The following is a 16,490-nucleotide window of genomic DNA, read 5'->3' as shown; positions in this document are numbered from 1 at the left end:
GGTACATTTTGCAATTTATTGGCGAACATGGTGTTGATTTTTGTGGATTTATGCCATTGTGTTGTTCCAAGTGGTGCTGGATAATCGGCCCATTTAGATACACATAACATCTAAATGTGCGCCAACCAGCACCACCCCCCAGGAGACCCTATGACCCACGATTTTGACGTTGTTTCGGCGGCCCGCAATTGGCGGTTTAAGGACGTTCGGCAGGTTTCCAGCGATATCGCCGGCCAGGTGTTTGCCAGCGATGTGCTGGATATGGACGAGTTGCGCGAGCTGGTCTCCAAGCCAGTTTGGAAGTCGCTGCAGGCCACCATCGAGAAAGGGGCCCCGCTCGACCCCAGCATCGCCGATACCATCGCCCTGGCCATGAAAAAATGGGCCCTGGAAAAAGGGGCCACCCATTACACCCACTGGTTCCACCCCCTCACCGGCTATACCGCCGAGAAGCACGACAGCTTTTTTGTCCCGATCTCCGACGGCAAAGTGATCGCCTCGTTTAGTGGGAAAGAGCTCATCCAGGCCGAGCCGGACGCCTCTTCGTTCCCCTCGGGGGGCCTGCGGGCGACCTTCGAGGCCCGGGGCTACACCGCCTGGGATCCCACCTCGCCGGCCTTTATCATGCGCCACTCCAACGGCGCCACCCTGTGCATCCCCACCGCTTTTGCTAGCTGGACGGGGGAGGCCCTCGACCTCAAAACCCCCCTGCTGCGCTCCATTGAGGCCCTGAACAAAAGCGCCCAGCGGGCCCTCAAGTACTTTGGAGTGGAGGCCAGCAAGGTTTCCTCCACCCTGGGGGCGGAGCAGGAGTACTTCCTGATTGACGAGGAGTTCTACTTCCGCCGCCCCGACCTGGTCATGACCGGGCGCACCCTGTTTGGGGCCAAGCCCCCGCGCGGGCAGGAGCTCGAGGATCACTACTTCGGCTCCATTCCCGACCGGGTGCTCTCCTTCATGACCGATGTGGAAAACCAGCTCTACGCCCTGGGCATCCCGGTCAAGACCCGCCACAACGAGGTGGCCCCCGGCCAGTACGAGATTGCCCCCATCTTCGAGCCCTCCAACATTGCCGCCGATCACCAGCAGCTCATCATGCAGGTGCTTAAGAACACCGCCCGCCGTTACGGTTTGGTGGCCCTGCTGCACGAAAAGCCCTTCGCCGGCATCAACGGCTCGGGCAAGCACTGCAACTGGAGCATGAGCACCGACACCGGCATCAACCTGCTGGAGCCCGGCGACACCCCGCACGAAAACCTGCAATTCCTGTTTTTCTGTGCGGCGGTGATCAAGGCGGTGGATCTGCACCAGGATCTGCTGCGCATTAGTGTGGCCTCGGCCTCCAACGACCACCGCTTGGGCGCCAACGAAGCCCCCCCAGCCATCATGTCCATCTTCCTGGGCGACCAGCTCACCGATATCTTTGAGCGCCTGGCCAACGGCAAGGGTGGCTCGAGCAAAAAAGCTGGGGTGCTCGAGCTCGGCACGCCCGTGCTACCCCCCCTGCCCAAGCACGCCGGCGACCGCAACCGCACCTCGCCCTTCGCCTTTACCGGCAACAAGTTTGAGTTCCGCGCGGTGGGTTCTTCACAGAGCATCTCCTTCCCCATCACGGTGCTCAACACCATCGTGGCCGACGCCATTGATGCCCTGGTGGACTTGCTCGAGTCCAAGATGAAGAAAAAGATGCGCTTCGAGCAGGCCGTGCTGGAGACCATCAAGGAGACCTACGTCCAGCACAAGCGCATTGTGTTCAACGGCGACGGTTACTCGGCGGCCTGGCACAAAGAGGCCGCCAAGCGGGGGCTGTTGAACCTGCGCACGGCTATTGACGCCATCGAGCGCTTTACCGACGAGAAGAACATCAAGCTGTTTACCCGCCTGGGGGTGCTCAACGAGCGCGAGATTCACGCCCGCCAGGAGATCATGTACGACATCTACTTCAAGCAGGTCAACATCGAAGGGGAAACCACCGAGTGGGTGGCCCAGACCCAGATTCTGCCCGGGGCCCTGAGCTACCTGGCCGAACTCTCGGAGATTGAGGTCAAGTCGCGGGCGGTTGAGCGCACCATCAAGCAGGTGGTGGAGGCCACCGACGCGCTGTCGGATGCCCTGGAGAAGCTCAAGGCCCAAAACGCCGAGCTGGGTGGTGACGAGGTGCACGAGAAAGCCCACCACATGCGCGACAACGTGCTGCCCGCTATGGCCGAGGTGCGCAAGGCCGCCGACGCCCTCGAGCGCATCCTGGCCGACAAATACTGGCCCCTGCCCAGCTACCGCGAGATGCTGTTCGTGAAGTAGGCATCGGCTTCTTCTGCCTCCAAACACCCCCGGGCCTGGGGGTGTTTTTGTGCTCCGACGAGGGTTTGGGGCCGATATGTTATTATCGTATTTGCTAATCGTGTTACGAAAGAGGTATATCCATGCGCAATTCGGTTTCGGAAGCCCTGCTGGACTCCTTTCAGCGCAACAACACCATCCTGCTCAACCTGCTGCGGGCTCTGCCAGAAGGGGGCCTGGAGGCCAGGGCCATGGAAGGGAGCCCGTCGGTGGGGGAGCAGTTTGCGCATATCCAGAACACCCGGCTGTTCTGGTTGCAGCAGGTCGCCCCTGAGTTTGCAGAGGGCTTGCTTCCGCTCTTTTATCAAGACCCTGACGACAGGTCGGCCGAAGGCATCGAGCCAGCGTTTGAGGAGAGCGCTCGAGCTATTTGCAAGGCGGTGAAGCATCGCCTCGAGGCCGGTCAGCCGATGGAGGGGGCGCACGCCCGCTACGACCACCCGGTGCTGTTCCTTCAGCACATGCTCTGGCACGAGGGCTACCACGTCGGGCAGATCAAGCTGGCCCTGAAGCGGACGGGCTATGTGATGCCGGAGGTGCTGGAAGAGCAGGCCATCTGGAGCCTGTGGCGCACGGAGGTCTGGTAGCCATGGGCTTCGAGTTCAGCGGTGAAATCTGGGAGTGGCGCGGCCCGGCGCCCTTTTACTTCGTGACCGTGCCCGAGGTAGAGAGCCGGGCCATCAAAAGCGCCGAGCGGCTCCTGACCTACGGCTGGGGCATGATTCCGGCAAAGGTTCGCATCGGCCGGACGGTCTGGAAGACGGCGCTCTGGCCTAAGGAGGGCCGGTATGTTCTCCCGCTCAAAGATGCGGTGCGCCGGGCCGAGGGCCTCGAGGTGGGGCAGGTCGTGCAGGTGTGGCTCGAGGTGGGTCTGGGCCCGGCAGATAAGCAATAAAGGCTCTCGTGTGGAGCAGAACGGATTCCTTGATGAATGGTGTTTTGCTATAGCATCCTGGGGCAAAATGCCCTACACTCTGTTCTGGACAGCGCACGGTGAATGCCCCCAGACATTCCGTCCGTAGCCTGTGCGAGGAGACCCGGATTCAAGTTGGAGAAGCTCAAACGCTACACTGCCAAGGATGCCGAAGAAACCTACCTCGTCCCCCATTGGGCGGCGGGGTTTTTTCGGGTAGGGGAGGATGGCGAGCTCGAGGTCACGCCCGAGGGGGCGGAGGGCCCCAGCGCTTCGCTTTTTGAGATCGTGCAAGACCTGCGCGACGAAGGACGCCCGCTGCCGGTGATGCTGCGCTTCCCACAGATTTTAGAAGCGCGGGTGGTGGCGCTCAACGAGGCCTTCCGGCGGGCCATCAAAAAGTACCACTACAACGCCAGCTACCAGGGGCTGTTCCCGGTCAAGGTCAACCAGCGGCGCATGGTGGTGGAGACGGTGGCCAGAGCGGGGAAGCCCTTTGCTTACGGCCTCGAGGCTGGCTCCAAAGCCGAGCTGGCCCTGATTCTGGCCCAGGATCTGCACCCCGAGTCCATCATCGCCTGCAACGGCTTCAAAGACGACGACTTTATCCGGCTGGCCTTGATGGGCAAAAAGCTGGGCAGGAACGTGGTGGTGACCCTCGAGAAGTTTGCCGAGCTGGGGCGGGTGATCCGCATCGCCAAAGAAATCGGGGTGGAGCCACAGATTGGCATCCGCTACAAGCTCAAGACCAAAGGCTCGGGGGCCTGGGAGGAGTCGGGGGGCGAGGCGGCCAAGTTTGGCTTCACCACCCCTGAGATCATCAAAGCGGTGGATATGCTAGCCGAGGCCGGCCTGCTGGGCACCATCGCCATGCTGCACTCGCACATCGGCAGCCAGGTGACCGATATCCGCCGCATCAAACAGGCCGTGCGGGAGATTGCCCAGACCTACGTGCAGCTTCGCAAGCTGGGGGCCCCGGTGCGCTACCTCAACCTGGGCGGGGGGCTGGCGGTGGACTACGACGGCTCCAAGACCGCCTTCTACGCCTCGGCCAACTACACCCTGGAAGAGTACGCCGAGGACCTGGTCTACGTGACCAAAGAAATTTGCGATGGACACGGGGAGCCTCACCCCATCCTGGTCACCGAGTCGGGCCGGGCCGTGACCGCCTACCACAGCGTGCTGGTGCTCGAGGTGATCGATACCATCCGCCCCCCTGGCGAGGAGCGGCTCGAGCAGCCCAAGGACGCCCACCCGGTGGTGAAGGACATGTTCGAGCTGGCCCGGAGCATCTCGGCCAAGAACTACCGCGAGGTCTACCACGACGCCTTCGCCAACAAGGACACCGTCCAGAACCTCTACGACCTGGGCCTGATCTCCCTGCGCGACCGGGCCGCGGCCGAGGCCCTGTTCTACCAGATTGCCCGCAAGACCCTCAAGCTGGCCCTCGAGCTCGACTACCCCGCCGACGAACTCGAAGACCTGCAAAAGATGCTGGCCGACAAACTGGTCTGCAACTTCAGCCTGTTTCAGAGCCTCCCCGATACCTGGGCCATCAAGCAGATGTTCCCCATCGTGCCGCTCACCCGCCTGAACGAGCGCCCCACCCGCGAGGCCACCCTGGTGGACATCACCTGCGACTCCGACGGCAAGATCGACCGCTTCATCGACACCCACGACGTGCGCAACACCCTGCCGGTGCACGAAATTCGCCCCGGTGAACCCTATTACCTGGGGGTCTTCCTGACCGGGGCCTACCAGGACGTGCTGGGCATGAACCACAACCTGTTTGGCCGCATCGGTGAGGCCCACGTGGTGGTAGATGAGCACGGCTACGAGATCGAGCGCTTCATCCTGGGTGAAAAAGCCCGGCGGGTGATCGAGAAGATGGGCTACGAGGACGACGAGCTGGCCGAGGCGGTGGAGAAGCTGGTGCGCTCCTCCAAAAAACTCACCCCGGCCGAAAAGGGCGCTTTTATGGAGCTGTACGCGCGGGAGCTGGTGGGGTACACCTATCTGGAAGACTAGGCTTTCCAGATGCACGCATTGAGGCGATCCTCGAGCGCCCGTCGCTGCTTCAGTATTCCCTGGCCGATAAAGACGATCTCGGTGGGCTCCTGATTGAGGGCCTCGAGCACCTGGTGGTAGCGGGTTTGCTCCTCGAGCGGCAGGGCCTCGAGCTCGTGCTGCTGCAGCGGCTCCATGAGGGGCTCGAGCACGATCTGCCTTCCGGCTTGCGAAAGCGTGACCGGCACATGGTTGCGGAACTTGACCCAGCCCTTGGCGCGCACGATGTTCTTGGGCCAGTCGTTTAGAAACTGCTCGAAAGCCTGGGCATCGAAGCCCACCTCACTGCGGTAGACGAAGCTCTCGAAGCCGTACTCCTCGACCTCCGAGCTGGGCTTGTTCCACTCGCTCTCCCAGTCGGGGTGGGCCAGGCCCAGCTCGTAGTTATAGAGGCCGGTGTGCATAAGTTTCTCGGGTGCAATCTGGCACCGCACCGTGCGGTAGATCTGCGCGTAAGGGTTTAGCTCGTGGATGAAACCCTCGAGCTGGGTCAGGGTGGCCTCGTCCACCCGGTCGGCTTTGTTGAGCAGCACGATAGAGGTGAACTCGAGCTGGTCGGCCAGCAGGGGAGCCAGGGGCTGCTCTATGGGGTTGCCTTCCCCATCTTCTCCCGTATCTTTGCGGTTCCAGTCGTCCCAGAACGCCTCGGCGTCCACCACGGTGATGATGGCGTCGAGGCGCACCCGACTCGGCAGGTCTTCCATATGGAAGGTCTGGGCGATGGGCAGGGGTTCACCGATGCCGGTGGACTCGACCAGGATGTAGTCCAGGTTCATCTGCGAAAGCGCCCGCAGTTCGTCCAGCAAATCCTCACGCAGGGTGCAGCAGATGCAGCCGTTGGACAGCTCCACCATCCTCTCGGTGGTGTGGCGCACCAGCCTGGCGTCTACGTTGACCTCGCCGAACTCGTTCACCACCACCGCTATTTTTTTGCCATGGTTGCTTGAGAGCAGATGGTTGATCAGGGTGGTTTTGCCAGCGCCCAGGAAACCCACCAGGACGCCAACCGGAATCGGACTGGTTCTCACCGTTCATCTCCTCGACGTTTTGAGCAGAACCTAAATGCGGGGCAGTGCAGCCCCGCAGGTGGTCAGGCATGCTTGACCTTAGTGCCGTACCCCATCCACCCATAGCCAGGCTACGCTGCCCGGCGTGCCGCCTACCTTGAAGCGGCGCTGGATTTCCAGGCTGGAAAGCTTGACCTCGAGCACCTCACCCTGATTGGGCAGCGCCACAAAGGCCATGCCGTCACCCAGGGCCAGGCCCGGACGAACCGCGCCTTCGCCGGAGAGGGTAAAAGGCTCGGAGATCTTTAGGCTCTTGATCACCTGTCCGGTGGGGGCCTCGAGGGTGTGCAGGCTTCCATCGGCGGTGAGCACCACCAGCACCCCGTCCTTATCGAAGCCGAAGCGCACCGGATTGGCGGGCAGGGGATAAACGCTGAGCTGGTTGTCTATACGCACCAGACCTTGCCCAAAATTGCCGATAAAGAAGGGGTACTTGGCGTGGCTAACCAGGGTGCCGACCCGCGCGTTCGCTGGAGCGTTGGCGGGGTTGGGTAGCTTGTGGCTTACAAAACCGCTGCCCCGGCGCTCCAGCAACAAGACCCCATCGCTGCACCCATAGGCGATCCGGTTGCCCAGCGCGGCCTGACCGTGCAGGCGCGGGCAAGCGCCAAAGCTGGTAATCTTCCGCCCGCCCCGGCTGAACACCTCCACCACCCCCCGGTTCAGGCTACCGGCCAGCACCACGTCCCCCACCGCCAGCGGTGCGCCGTGATCGGGTGCACCGGTGGCAACCTCGAACATGCGCAGGTTGAGGCCCAGGCTCTTTTCATCTAGCACGGCCACCGTGCCGTCGCCGTCGTTGAAAATGGTCGCCATCCCACCGTGGCTGCTGAAATGGGTGGGTTTGGGGCCGGTGGTGAAGGTCTGGAGCACATAGGGGGCCTCCACCACTAGGTCTTGGTGGTCGCCGTGGTCTTCCTGCTTCAAGCCTCCATACACCACGCTCACGCGGTTCTGCTCGCGGTGCACAGCGAAGGCATACATCCCGTTGCCGGCGCTGTATACGCTGGCCGGGCCAGGGGCCGAGAAGGAGCCCACCACCGCGCCGGTCTCGAGGTCAATCACCCGCAGCATCCCCACCTTGCCATCGGCCACCACCAGCCGTCCAGGGTGTTTTGCGTCATCCGGCCCTGCCCACGCGGGCAGGCCCAGCAAGAAGCCTGCTACCATCCAGTTTGTCCAGCGGTTCATCATCCACCTCCGAGATAATATTGATATATCATTATCAAAAACTTTGCAAGATTCAGACCCCTGGCATAAGCTTTGCTCCCTCCCAGCCCTAGCGGAAGGCCTGGCATAGGGTCTGCCCGTTGTGCTGGATGAGGGCCAGGTAGCTGGCCACCTGGGGGGTGAGCGTGTCGGAATACAGCGTGAAAACGCGGGCACCGGTGGCCTCGGCCAGGGCCCGGGCTGCGGTCTGGGCAAACTGCGGCTCGGTGAAGATTACCTGCACCCCGCGCTCGCGCATGGCCAGGGCCAGGTTGGCAAGGGCGCGTGCGCCCTGCTGCTGGCCTGAGAAGCTGGCGATAGAGCCCACGAACTCGATACCGTAGTGGCGCCCGGCGTAGCGGTAGGCATCGTGCTGCACCACCGCTTTGCGGCTGGCCGGTGGGGTGCGGGCCAGGCAGGCTCTCACCTTGGCATCGGCGGCCTGTACTCGAGCCCGGAAGTCGGCCAGCCGGGCCTCGTACAGGCTGCGGCCTGCCGGATCGAGGCGGGTCAGTGCGTCGCGGATGCGCTCGGCGTAGGCGAGGCCGTAGCTGGGGTCAAGCCAGAGGTGGGGGTCGCAGGGGCCGTGCAGATGGGCCCCGGGGGCTTCGCGGTCGGCCTGGGTGTAGCAGATGGGGTTGGGCAGTCCTTCCGCCAGCCGAACCACCTGGGCGTTGCGGGGAAGCTGGGCGGCGATGCGATCCAGGAAGACCTCGAGGTTCATCCCGTTGGCGAAGAGCACCCTGGCACGGGCAAGGGCCTGCACCGTGGAAGGCCGGGGCTCGAAGCTGTGCGGGTCGGCCCCCATTGGCACTACCGTGACCACCCGCACCCGTGGCCCCCCCACCTCACGCACCAGGTCGGCTATCACGGTGGTGGTTGCGGCCACCTGTAGCGGCTGGCCCAAAGCCAGGCCGCTGAGGACAATAAATGCAAACCAGCGCTGCATATCCAGTATATGATAATGCATTATCAAAATCTTAAACTAGCCGCACCACAGGTTGTTCTTCATTAGGAAGTGCAGATGGGAGCTCGAACGAGGGGAGTTTGTGCGATGACCTAAGGGTGAGGCTTCTGGTGTGCGCCCGTGTGGAAAGGTGCGTATGATGTGGCCCGTGGACTACGACGTACTGATTGTGGGCGCGGGGTTTGCCGGTTCCGAAGCGGCCTATGCCCTGGCCAACAGGGGTCTCAGGGTGGGCCTGGTCACCACCAGCCTGGACTCGGTCTACCTGCCCTTTACCCCGATTCAGGCTCCTTTCCCCCAGGGCTCGCTGCTGGCTGAGGTGGGTGAGGCCGGCTTGAAAGGCTGGGAACTGCACAGCCGGGCTAAGTACCGCCTCGAGAACCATCCACGAATTCACCTTCTGCAACTTTCGGTTACACGGCTAATGTTGGAAGGCCCGGCGGTGGTGGGCCTTGAAAGCTGGGAGGGGCCGCGAAAAACCGCCCCCAAGGTGGTGCTGGCGGTGGGCAGCTTCCTGAACCCCCGGCTGCACATCGGTCAGGTAGTTGAGGAGGCCGGGCGCCTTTCGGAGGTGGCCTACCCCGATCTGTATCAGCACCTGCAGCAGCTCGGCTTTGCCTTTTCTACTTACCGCGCCGAGGTGCCCGCGCAGGGTGGAACCCCCGGTTACCGGGTGGAGTATGCGGTGTTTGCCGAAGGGGAGTGGGAGCCCAGCAACATGCGCTTAGTCCGCCTCGAGGGTCTGTATGGGGTGGGCCTGTGCGTGCTGGGGCAGGGCACATACGCGCAGATGGCCACAGAGGGTATGCGGCTGGCCTCGTTGTTGTGATTGGTGGTCTTGAGCCAGCGAAATGATCAGGTCTGGTACTACTGGATGGGCTCGAGCCGCCCATCCACCGCCAGCCAGCCGATGCCCTTTTCCAGGGCGTATTCCTTTAGCTCGCGCAGATTATCGGTCCAGGCCAGTTCTACCCGTTTCCCCTCGGCCCGTAGCTGGTGGGCCAGGGCTCGATCCAGGGCCAGCACCTCCGGGGGGGGCTCGGATAAGGGCAGGCGCAAGGCCTCCATGACCCGCTCCAGGCCCAGGGCAAAGCCCGCTGCGTAGGGCAAAAGGGCCCCATCGTAGCGGCCCCCACCCAGCAGGGGCAGGCCAAAATCGGGAGTGTAGGCCTGGAAGTTGAGGCCGGTGTAGAAGTTCAGCAGCCGGGCCCGGCCCAGGTCGAGCAGCAAGGGCACCTCGGGCAGCAGGGCCAGCACGGCCTCGAGCCAGTCCAGGTCGGCCTGGGCCTTGTCCGATAGGGGTAACCGGCGGGCTTCGGCCAGCACCTCGCGCCCGCCGTACAGGTCGGGCAGGGCCAGCAGGGCATCCTGCAAGCCCGGGTGTACCCGATACTCCTTCAGCAAGGCCTCGAGCTCTGGGCTGTTCTTGCGGTGGATGGCCTGGCGCAGGCGCTCTTTTTGCTCGCCAGATAGACCCGTGGCGTCCAGCAGATCCCGCACCAGCGCGGGGAGCCCCACCTCGATCTTGGCTTCGGCAAAGCCCACCAACTGCAAACACGCCCAGGCCAGCTCGAGCACCTCGGCGTCGGCCCGGGGGCTCGAGACCCCCACCAGCTCGGCCCCCACCTGGCTAAACTCGCGGCTGCGCCCCAGCTCGGCGTTGGCCTCGCGCAGCCAGAGGCTCCCGGCGTACTGCAAGCGCACCGGCTGGCCGGTTGCCAGCCGCCCGTTGCTGCGCAAGAGCCCCGCCACCGCGGTGGTGAACTCCGAACGCAGGGCCAGCACCTCGCCGGTCTTGTCCACCAGCTTGAAGGCCCGCTCGGCCAGGGCGTGCTGGGGGTCATAGAGCTCGAGCGCGGGCAGCTCCACCGGCTCGTAGCCCCAGCTATACAGCAGGTTGGCCAGACGCTCTTGTAGCTCGCGGCGCAGGCGGGCTTCCGGCGGTAAAAAGTAGCGGGTGCCCTCGGGAATCATTTATTTTTAGCAAAAATCTTCACCGAGAGGATTTTGTCGCGCTCCCGGCTGGCCTGGGGGCCTTCGGTGGGGGCGATGCGCTCGACCACCTCCATCCCCTCCACCACCTGGCCGAAGATGGTGTACTGCTGGTTAAGGTTGGGGGTGGGGCCATAGGTGATGAAGAACTGGCTGCCGTTGGAGTTGGGGTCCATGGTGCGGGCCATGCCCAGCAGGCCTTTTTTGTCGTAATTGAGCTTGGGGGTGACCTCGAGGCCAAACTGGTAGCCGGGGCCGCCCATGCCGGTGCCGGTGGGGTCGCCGGTCTGGGCCACAAACCCCGGAATTACCCGGTGGAACACAACCCCCTCGAAGTAGCGATGAAGGGCCAGAAACACGAAGGAGTTGACGGTGATGGGGGCCTCGTTCTCGAACAAATCGATGCCGATTCGGCCTTTGCTGGTCTCGATCTCGGCGTAGTAGTCGAACTTGGTCGGGTCAATCACCTGTTCGGGCTTGGCAAACCGGGTCACCGGCTGATTGGTTTTGTAAGGCAGGGCTTCCATTTTTCCTCCAAAGCCACCCTGGGCTCCGCTGCTGCCTTGCCAGAGGAAGAAAGCAGCGATAGCTAGAGCCAGGAGAGCGGCAATTACCAGAGCGGCGCGCATCCCACCCAGTCTACCGGCCCGGATGAGAACGCGCCAGGTTTCAGATGCGGGGCAGGGTAATGCCCCGCTGGCCCTGGTACTTGCCTTTGCGGTCGCGGTAGGTCACCTCGGGGCGCTCGCCCTCGAAGAACACCAGCTGTACCACCCCCTCGCCGGCGTACATCTTGGCTGGCAGGGGGGTGGTGTTGGAGAACTCGAGCGTGACGTGCCCCTCCCAGCCCGGCTCCAGGGGGGTGATGTTGGCTACGATGCCCACCCGGGCGTAGGTGCTTTTGCCAATGGCGATGGCCAGCACGTTATCGGGCATGCGGATGTACTCCATGCTGCGGGCCAGCACAAAGGAGTTGGGCGGGATGATCACCTCGTCGCCCTCGTAGTCCACAAAGCTCTTGGGGTCGAGGCCCTTGGGGTCGGCGATGGTGTGGAATACGTTGGCAAAAATTTTCCACTCCCGCGCCGCCCGCAGGTCGTAGCCGAAGCTCGAGAGCCCATAGCTGATCACCCCGTCGCGCACCAGCCGCTCTTCGAACGGCTCAATCATGCCTTGTTTGGCCTTTTCGCGAATCCACCAGTCGGGCTTAACACTCATGCCCCACACTATACAAGGGCAGCGGCCCGGCCATTTTCACAACCAGCGTTCATTTGGAGGTCTAAACTTAAGGCATGCGCAAGCGACCGGTATTGGGCAGGGTCTTATTGCTGGGAGGGCTGGTCTTCCTGGGTATTCTGCTCGCAGCCTGCGGTTCGGACAGCCAGAACAACCAGAGCCGCCAGCCCCTGCGCCTCACCCTCCGATTCGACACCGGCTATGTGGACGAACCCTACAACACCACCCTTACCGCCGACGGGGGGGTGCGGCCCTACCGGTTCACCCTCGAGGGCAACCTGCCCAGGGGGCTGGTCTACAGCAACGGTCGCATCAGCGGCACGCCCCAGGAAAAAGGCAGCTTCGAGCTTACGGTGAGCGTGGAGGACGCCAACCTTTCCAACCGCACCCAGAAGGTCACCCTGGTGATCGGCGAGACCCCGCCGCCCCGGCTCGATCAGGTCTTCCCGCTGGCCGAGGTCTCCGACCCCTTCCCCTACCTGTTCCGGGTGCGCGACCGCGAGGCCCGGGGCTTTCAGGCCCAGATTCCGCTCAAAGACCTCAAGCTGGCCCTGGACAGCTTCAAGGCCGACGCCAGCCTGCTGTACGTGCTGCGCTACGACGAAGAAAAGGGCCTGGTGGACATTGATGCGGTCTTTACCAGCCCGCGCAAAGACCTCGAGGCCTTCCGCTTTACCGCGACCCCCCTGCCCGACAAAAAAGTTCGGCCCGAGGCCAGCTTCCGTGAGACCCGGGTGGCCTTCTACGACAAAAACGGCAAGCTGGCCGGCAACGCCCAGGCCATCGAACGGGTGGCTACCCAGGGGCAGTACAGATACAGCGACCTCGAGGCCATCGCCCGCAACTGGGGCCGCCGCCTAACCCCGGCCAGCCCGCCCACCTCTGAGAACAACCCACCCCAGAGCCAGGGAAGCCCCACCGCACCTGCCAGCGAGAACCAGGCCGCCGGTACGACCCAGCAGACGCCTCCAGCCGCACCCGCCGATCAAACGGCGTCGGAGCCGGCGCAGCCGCCTCAGCCTGGACAGGCATCGCCAACCCAACCTGGACAGGCGCCGCCTCCTCAACCTGGACAAGCCCCACCTGAACAGGCGCAACCCGCCCAGCCCGAACCCGCCAACGCCCCGCAGGGCCAGGTCGCGCCTGCGCCGTCCCCTCAAGCCCAGAGGCTCGAGGGCGACCTCAACGGCGATGGGGTGGTGGATCAGAAAGACCTGGAGCTGCTGCGTTCTTCTTACGCCTGGGCCAGCGTGGGCGCGGGGTCAACAACCCCACCTTCCACCCCCACGCCACCCCCAGGAAACCCCCAGCCAGGAAGCGGTACGCCGGGCTCGAGCAGCACCAACCCTGGGAATGGGCCAAACCCCGACCAGTCGGAAGGTAAGTAGCCCCGAACTTTGCTCGAGGATGGAGAGCCCCCTTCTATTTGAAGCGGAGCTTCGCTGCTATCCTGAATAAACTGTGGGCAGAGCGCTGGTTGTCCTGGCGTTTTTGTGGGTCGTGGCCCTGGCGGGCTTTCTGGCCCTGCGCCAAACCCCCAGAACCTCCCCCCTGTGGGGGCTGCGCGACTTTTTCTGGCTGCTCCTGCAGGCCCTCAGCGTGGTCAGCCTTCTGGCCATCGTGGCTCTGGTCACCGGCATCATCACCATCCAGAAGAATCCCTTTACACCGACCAACTAACCATGCGCGTTGCGGTTCTCTCGGATATCCACGGCAATCTTCCGGCCCTCGAGGCTGTTTTAGCCGACCTGAAGGAGGTACAGGCCCATCTGGTGATCGTCAACGGCGACCTGGTGAACCGGGGGCCCTCCAACCGCGAGGTGCTGGAGCGTTTGCTCAACCTTTCCTCCTCCAAAGAGGGCCGGGCCCTGGCCCCTGAGGGGTTCTGGTTTACCCTGGGCAACCACGACGACCTGCTGGTCAAGTGGGCCCAGCGCGATCCCTCGCTCAACGACCTCTACACCGACCCCCTGTTCGAGCCCACCGCCTGGTCGGTGGCCCAGCTATCCCAGGATCACCTGGACTGGCTGGGCAACCTACCCTTCCAGGTGGTTATTGGAGAAGCGCCCCGGCGAGCCTTTGGGCTGGAGAAGGCCGAGGGCATGGGCGAGCGGGTGCTGGTGCGGGCCACCCACGGCTCGCCCCGCCACTACCGCGAAGGCTACGACGAACACCAGACCCTCGGCACCCTCACCGAGATCAGCGAGGACTTCCCGGCCCGGCTTTTGGTGGGCTCGCATACCCACCGTCCTTTTATGTACCAGCTGGGCGAGGCCCTGGTGCTCAACAGCGGGGCGGTGGGGGCTCCCTTCAACGGCGATGTGCGGGCCCAGTATATGGTGGTGGAAATAGGGGAGAACCACGTGCAGGTGGATTTCCGCCAGATTCCCTATAACCTGCAGGCCGCTTTGCAGGCCTACTACGACTCCGGCCTGATGGAAGCAGGCGGCCTGGGCGCCGATATCTTCTACCACGAGACCCGCACCGCGCGCTCGCTGCTGATGCCTTTCTGGTACTGGGCCGAGTCGCAGGCCCTCCCCCGCGACTGGGAGGCCTGGCGGCTGTACATGGCAGCCCATCCTGAGCGCTTCGCCTAGCCTGCGGTAGGCTATGACCATGCACCCTACGCCTGAACGCATCCGTGAGTTTGTACTGGCTGCCCACGGCGACCTAGCCAGGGTACAGGCCATGCTGGCAGAAACCCCGGAGCTGCTCAATCGGGCGCACGAGTGGAAGCCCGGCGATACCGAGACGGCCATCCAGGCAGCGGCCCATGTGGGGAACCGGGAGATTGCCCTGTATTTGCTGGCTCGGGGCGCCCCCCTGGAAATCTCCACGGCGGCCATGCTGGGCGAGGTGGAAACCGTTCGGGAGATGTTACAGCGCGAGCCTGCGCTGGCCCAGCACAAAAGCGCCCACGGAATTCCGCTCTTGCCGCATGCGGCCCTCTCGAGCCAGCCCGGGATGCTCGAGCTGGTCTTTTCCCATGGCGCGCTGGAGGGCAGCGGCATGGCCCTCAGCCTGGCGGTGGGCCGGGGTGATACGGCGGTGGCGCGCTGGCTGCTGGAACACGCCCGCCCCGACCTGGGCTGGAAGAACTTCCAGGGCAAAACGGTGATGGATATGGCCCTGGAGGCGGGCCATGACGAGATGGTGGCGCTGTTGCGGGCCTTTGGGGGTCGGTCGTAGCCCCATCGGGAGGTAAGCCGGTATGGAAAACCTGCGTGAGTTTTTGCTCCAGGCCCGCACCATAGCGGTGCTGGGCGCTCATCCCAACCCCGCCAAAGCCGCCTTTTACGTGCCCGACTACCTGGCCCGAAAGGGCTACGCAGTACTACCGGTCAACCCGGCCTACGCCGGACAAACGCTCTGGGGCCAGGCGGTGGTCGGCCAGCTAACCAATCTGGAACAGCCCATAGACATCGTGGACGTGTTTCGCCGCAGCGAGGCCCTGATGGGACATCTGGACGATATTCTGGCGGCCAGGCCCAGGCTGGTCTGGCTGCAATCGGGCATTGTGAACGAGGCTTTTGCTGAAACCCTTCGACAGGCCGGGATTCAGGTGGTGCAGGATCGGTGCTTGATGGTGGTACACCGCCAACTGCTGGGCTAGCCCTCGCTACCAGGCCTTGGTGCTCGACCTGCTTATGTCCAGCGATCTACACAGCGCCCTGCTTACCTGGTATCAACGCCACCAGCGCAGGCTGCCCTGGCGGGGCGAGCCAGACCCCTACAGGGTTCTCCTGTCGGAGGTGCTCCTGCAACAGACCCGGGTCGAGCAGGCCATTCCCTACTACCATCGCTTCTTACAGCGCTTCCCCACCCTCGAGGCCCTGGCCCAGGCCGAGCAGGAAGCGGTGCTACAGGTCTGGCAGGGGTGTGGCTACTACACCAGAGCCCGCAACCTGCACCGCCTGGCCCAGCAGGTGGTGGCCGCGGGGGGTGTGCTACCCCAATCGGCCCGGGGGCTGCGGGCCCTACCGGGCATTGGCCCCTACACCGCAGCGGCGGTAGCCTCCATTGCCTTTGGGGAGCCGGCGGCAGCGGTGGATGGCAACGTGCGGCGGGTGCTATCGCGCCTTTTGGCCTGGGAACATCCCACCCCAAAGCAGGTGCAGGAGGCTGCTGATGCACTTTTATCCGCTCTGGTGCAACAAAAAGATGCTCGCCCTGGTGACTGGAACCAGGCCCTGATGGAACTGGGGGCCACGGTCTGCACGCCCCAGAACCCAGGCTGCGGGGGCTGTCCGGTGGCCGCGTTCTGCCAGGGGAAGGCCAGCCCTGCGCACTACCCGGCCTCCAGGGTACGCAAGCAGAAAAGCCTCGAGCTGGTTGCGCTGGTACTACAGGGGCCCGAAGGGGTTTATCTGGAACAGCGGCAGGGGCCGGTTTTAGGCGGGCTGTGGGGGGTTCCAATGGAGGAAGGGCCAGGGGCCCTGGAGCGCTTGTTGGCCCGCTTCGGTCTGGATTCGGCCGAGCTGGTGGGCCCCGTGCGCCACGAGTTTACCCACCGAAAGCTGCACATTCGGGTTTACAGGGCCCCTTGGGTGGCCGGAGAGAACCCGGTGCGCCGGCCCTTATCGAGGCTGGATCAGAAAATTCTGGCCCTGGCCGGGGCCAGCCCTACCCAGCCGGTGTAGGGCGCTGGTTGTGTGGGCTCGAGTTGAGATGGTATACCAAAGCGGGTAGCATATCCTGA

17 protein-coding genes are annotated in these 16,490 nt (G+C 63.7%); 11 read left to right on the top strand and 6 right to left on the bottom strand.

Annotation, left to right across the window (positions count from 1 at the left end; genetic code table 11):
* Positions 1-150: 150 nt before the first annotated feature.
* From MRUB_RS14295 to speA, 4 genes are all read left to right on the top strand, one after another.
* A complete protein-coding gene (locus MRUB_RS14295; protein WP_013015087.1) occupies positions 151-2,301 on the top strand; it encodes a glutamine synthetase III family protein in 2,151 nt (716 codons plus the stop codon).
* A gap of 122 nt (positions 2,302-2,423) precedes the next feature.
* On the top strand, positions 2,424-2,927 hold the full coding sequence (locus MRUB_RS14290) for a DinB family protein (RefSeq protein WP_013015086.1): 504 nt from the start codon (positions 2,424-2,426) through the stop codon (positions 2,925-2,927).
* Positions 2,906-3,235 carry a DUF1905 domain-containing protein gene (locus MRUB_RS14285; RefSeq protein WP_015586650.1) on the top strand — a complete coding sequence of 110 codons (330 nt, stop codon included), beginning with the start codon at positions 2,906-2,908 and terminating at the stop codon, positions 3,233-3,235. Before MRUB_RS14290 ends, MRUB_RS14285 begins: the two co-directional genes overlap by 22 nt.
* Positions 3,236-3,388: 153 nt before the next feature.
* Positions 3,389-5,281 carry a biosynthetic arginine decarboxylase gene (speA, locus tag MRUB_RS14280; RefSeq protein WP_015586651.1) on the top strand — a complete coding sequence of 631 codons (1,893 nt, stop codon included), beginning with the start codon at positions 3,389-3,391 and terminating at the stop codon, positions 5,279-5,281.
* On the opposite strand, the gene MRUB_RS14275 is transcribed toward speA, so the two are convergent.
* The 3 genes from MRUB_RS14275 to MRUB_RS14265 form a co-directional block, all read right to left on the bottom strand.
* Entirely contained in the window at positions 5,278-6,348 is a 1,071-nt protein-coding gene (locus MRUB_RS14275) for a CobW family GTP-binding protein (protein ID WP_013015083.1), read from the bottom strand. The two genes, speA and MRUB_RS14275, sit on opposite strands and share 4 nt — an antisense overlap.
* Before the next feature lie 78 nt (positions 6,349-6,426).
* Positions 6,427-7,578 carry a PQQ-binding-like beta-propeller repeat protein gene (locus tag MRUB_RS14270; protein WP_013015082.1) on the bottom strand — a complete coding sequence of 384 codons (1,152 nt, stop codon included), beginning with the start codon at positions 7,576-7,578 and terminating at the stop codon, positions 6,427-6,429.
* A gap of 88 nt (positions 7,579-7,666) precedes the next feature.
* Entirely contained in the window at positions 7,667-8,545 is an 879-nt protein-coding gene (locus MRUB_RS14265) for a metal ABC transporter substrate-binding protein (RefSeq protein WP_015586653.1), read from the bottom strand.
* A gap of 157 nt (positions 8,546-8,702) precedes the next feature.
* Between MRUB_RS14265 and MRUB_RS14260 the strand changes: the two genes are divergently transcribed.
* A complete protein-coding gene (locus tag MRUB_RS14260) occupies positions 8,703-9,392 on the top strand; it encodes an FAD-dependent oxidoreductase (RefSeq protein WP_152024903.1) in 690 nt (229 codons plus the stop codon).
* Positions 9,393-9,430: 38 nt separating this feature from the next.
* Here the strand turns inward: MRUB_RS14260 and MRUB_RS14255 are convergent, their stop codons facing one another.
* The 3 genes from MRUB_RS14255 to dcd all read right to left on the bottom strand — a co-directional run bounded on the left by MRUB_RS14255 (position 9,431) and on the right by dcd (position 11,773).
* On the bottom strand, positions 9,431-10,537 hold the full coding sequence (locus tag MRUB_RS14255) for an ATP phosphoribosyltransferase regulatory subunit (protein WP_013015079.1): 1,107 nt from the start codon (positions 10,535-10,537) through the stop codon (positions 9,431-9,433).
* Complete coding sequence (locus MRUB_RS14250) at positions 10,534-11,082, bottom strand: peptidylprolyl isomerase (protein WP_013015078.1); 549 nt, start codon at positions 11,080-11,082, stop codon at positions 10,534-10,536. The genes MRUB_RS14255 and MRUB_RS14250 overlap by 4 nt, the downstream gene beginning before the upstream one ends.
* 142 nt (positions 11,083-11,224) lie before the next feature.
* Entirely contained in the window at positions 11,225-11,773 is a 549-nt protein-coding gene (gene dcd, locus MRUB_RS14245; protein ID WP_013015077.1) for a dCTP deaminase, read from the bottom strand.
* A 74-nt stretch (positions 11,774-11,847) separates the two neighbouring features.
* Here dcd and MRUB_RS14240 point away from each other — a divergent pair, with 74 nt between their 5' ends.
* From MRUB_RS14240 to mutY, 6 genes are all read left to right on the top strand, one after another.
* Positions 11,848-13,179, top strand: a complete 1,332-nt coding sequence (locus tag MRUB_RS14240) for an Ig family protein (RefSeq protein WP_013015076.1) — start codon at positions 11,848-11,850, stop codon at positions 13,177-13,179.
* A 73-nt stretch (positions 13,180-13,252) separates the two neighbouring features.
* Entirely contained in the window at positions 13,253-13,471 is a 219-nt protein-coding gene (locus MRUB_RS14235; protein WP_013015075.1) for a hypothetical protein, read from the top strand.
* 2 nt (positions 13,472-13,473) lie between these two features.
* On the top strand, positions 13,474-14,388 hold the full coding sequence (locus tag MRUB_RS14230) for a metallophosphoesterase family protein (protein WP_013015074.1): 915 nt from the start codon (positions 13,474-13,476) through the stop codon (positions 14,386-14,388).
* Positions 14,389-14,407: 19 nt separating this feature from the next.
* Complete coding sequence (locus MRUB_RS14225; protein WP_013015073.1) at positions 14,408-14,980, top strand: ankyrin repeat domain-containing protein; 573 nt, start codon at positions 14,408-14,410, stop codon at positions 14,978-14,980.
* A 22-nt stretch (positions 14,981-15,002) separates the two neighbouring features.
* Positions 15,003-15,404: a CoA-binding protein gene (locus tag MRUB_RS14220; RefSeq protein WP_013015072.1), complete on the top strand. Its 402-nt coding sequence runs from the start codon at positions 15,003-15,005 to the stop codon at positions 15,402-15,404.
* Between the two features lie 34 nt (positions 15,405-15,438).
* A complete protein-coding gene (gene mutY / locus MRUB_RS14215; protein ID WP_013015071.1) occupies positions 15,439-16,431 on the top strand; it encodes an A/G-specific adenine glycosylase in 993 nt (330 codons plus the stop codon).
* The last annotated feature ends 59 nt before the right edge of the window (positions 16,432-16,490 follow it).

Origin of the sequence: Meiothermus ruber DSM 1279 (assembly GCF_000024425.1) — a bacterium.
Lineage (GTDB): Bacteria > Deinococcota > Deinococci > Deinococcales > Thermaceae > Meiothermus > Meiothermus ruber.
Note: the sequence above shows the minus strand (reverse complement) of the source record. Positions and strands in the feature narration are given on the sequence as shown.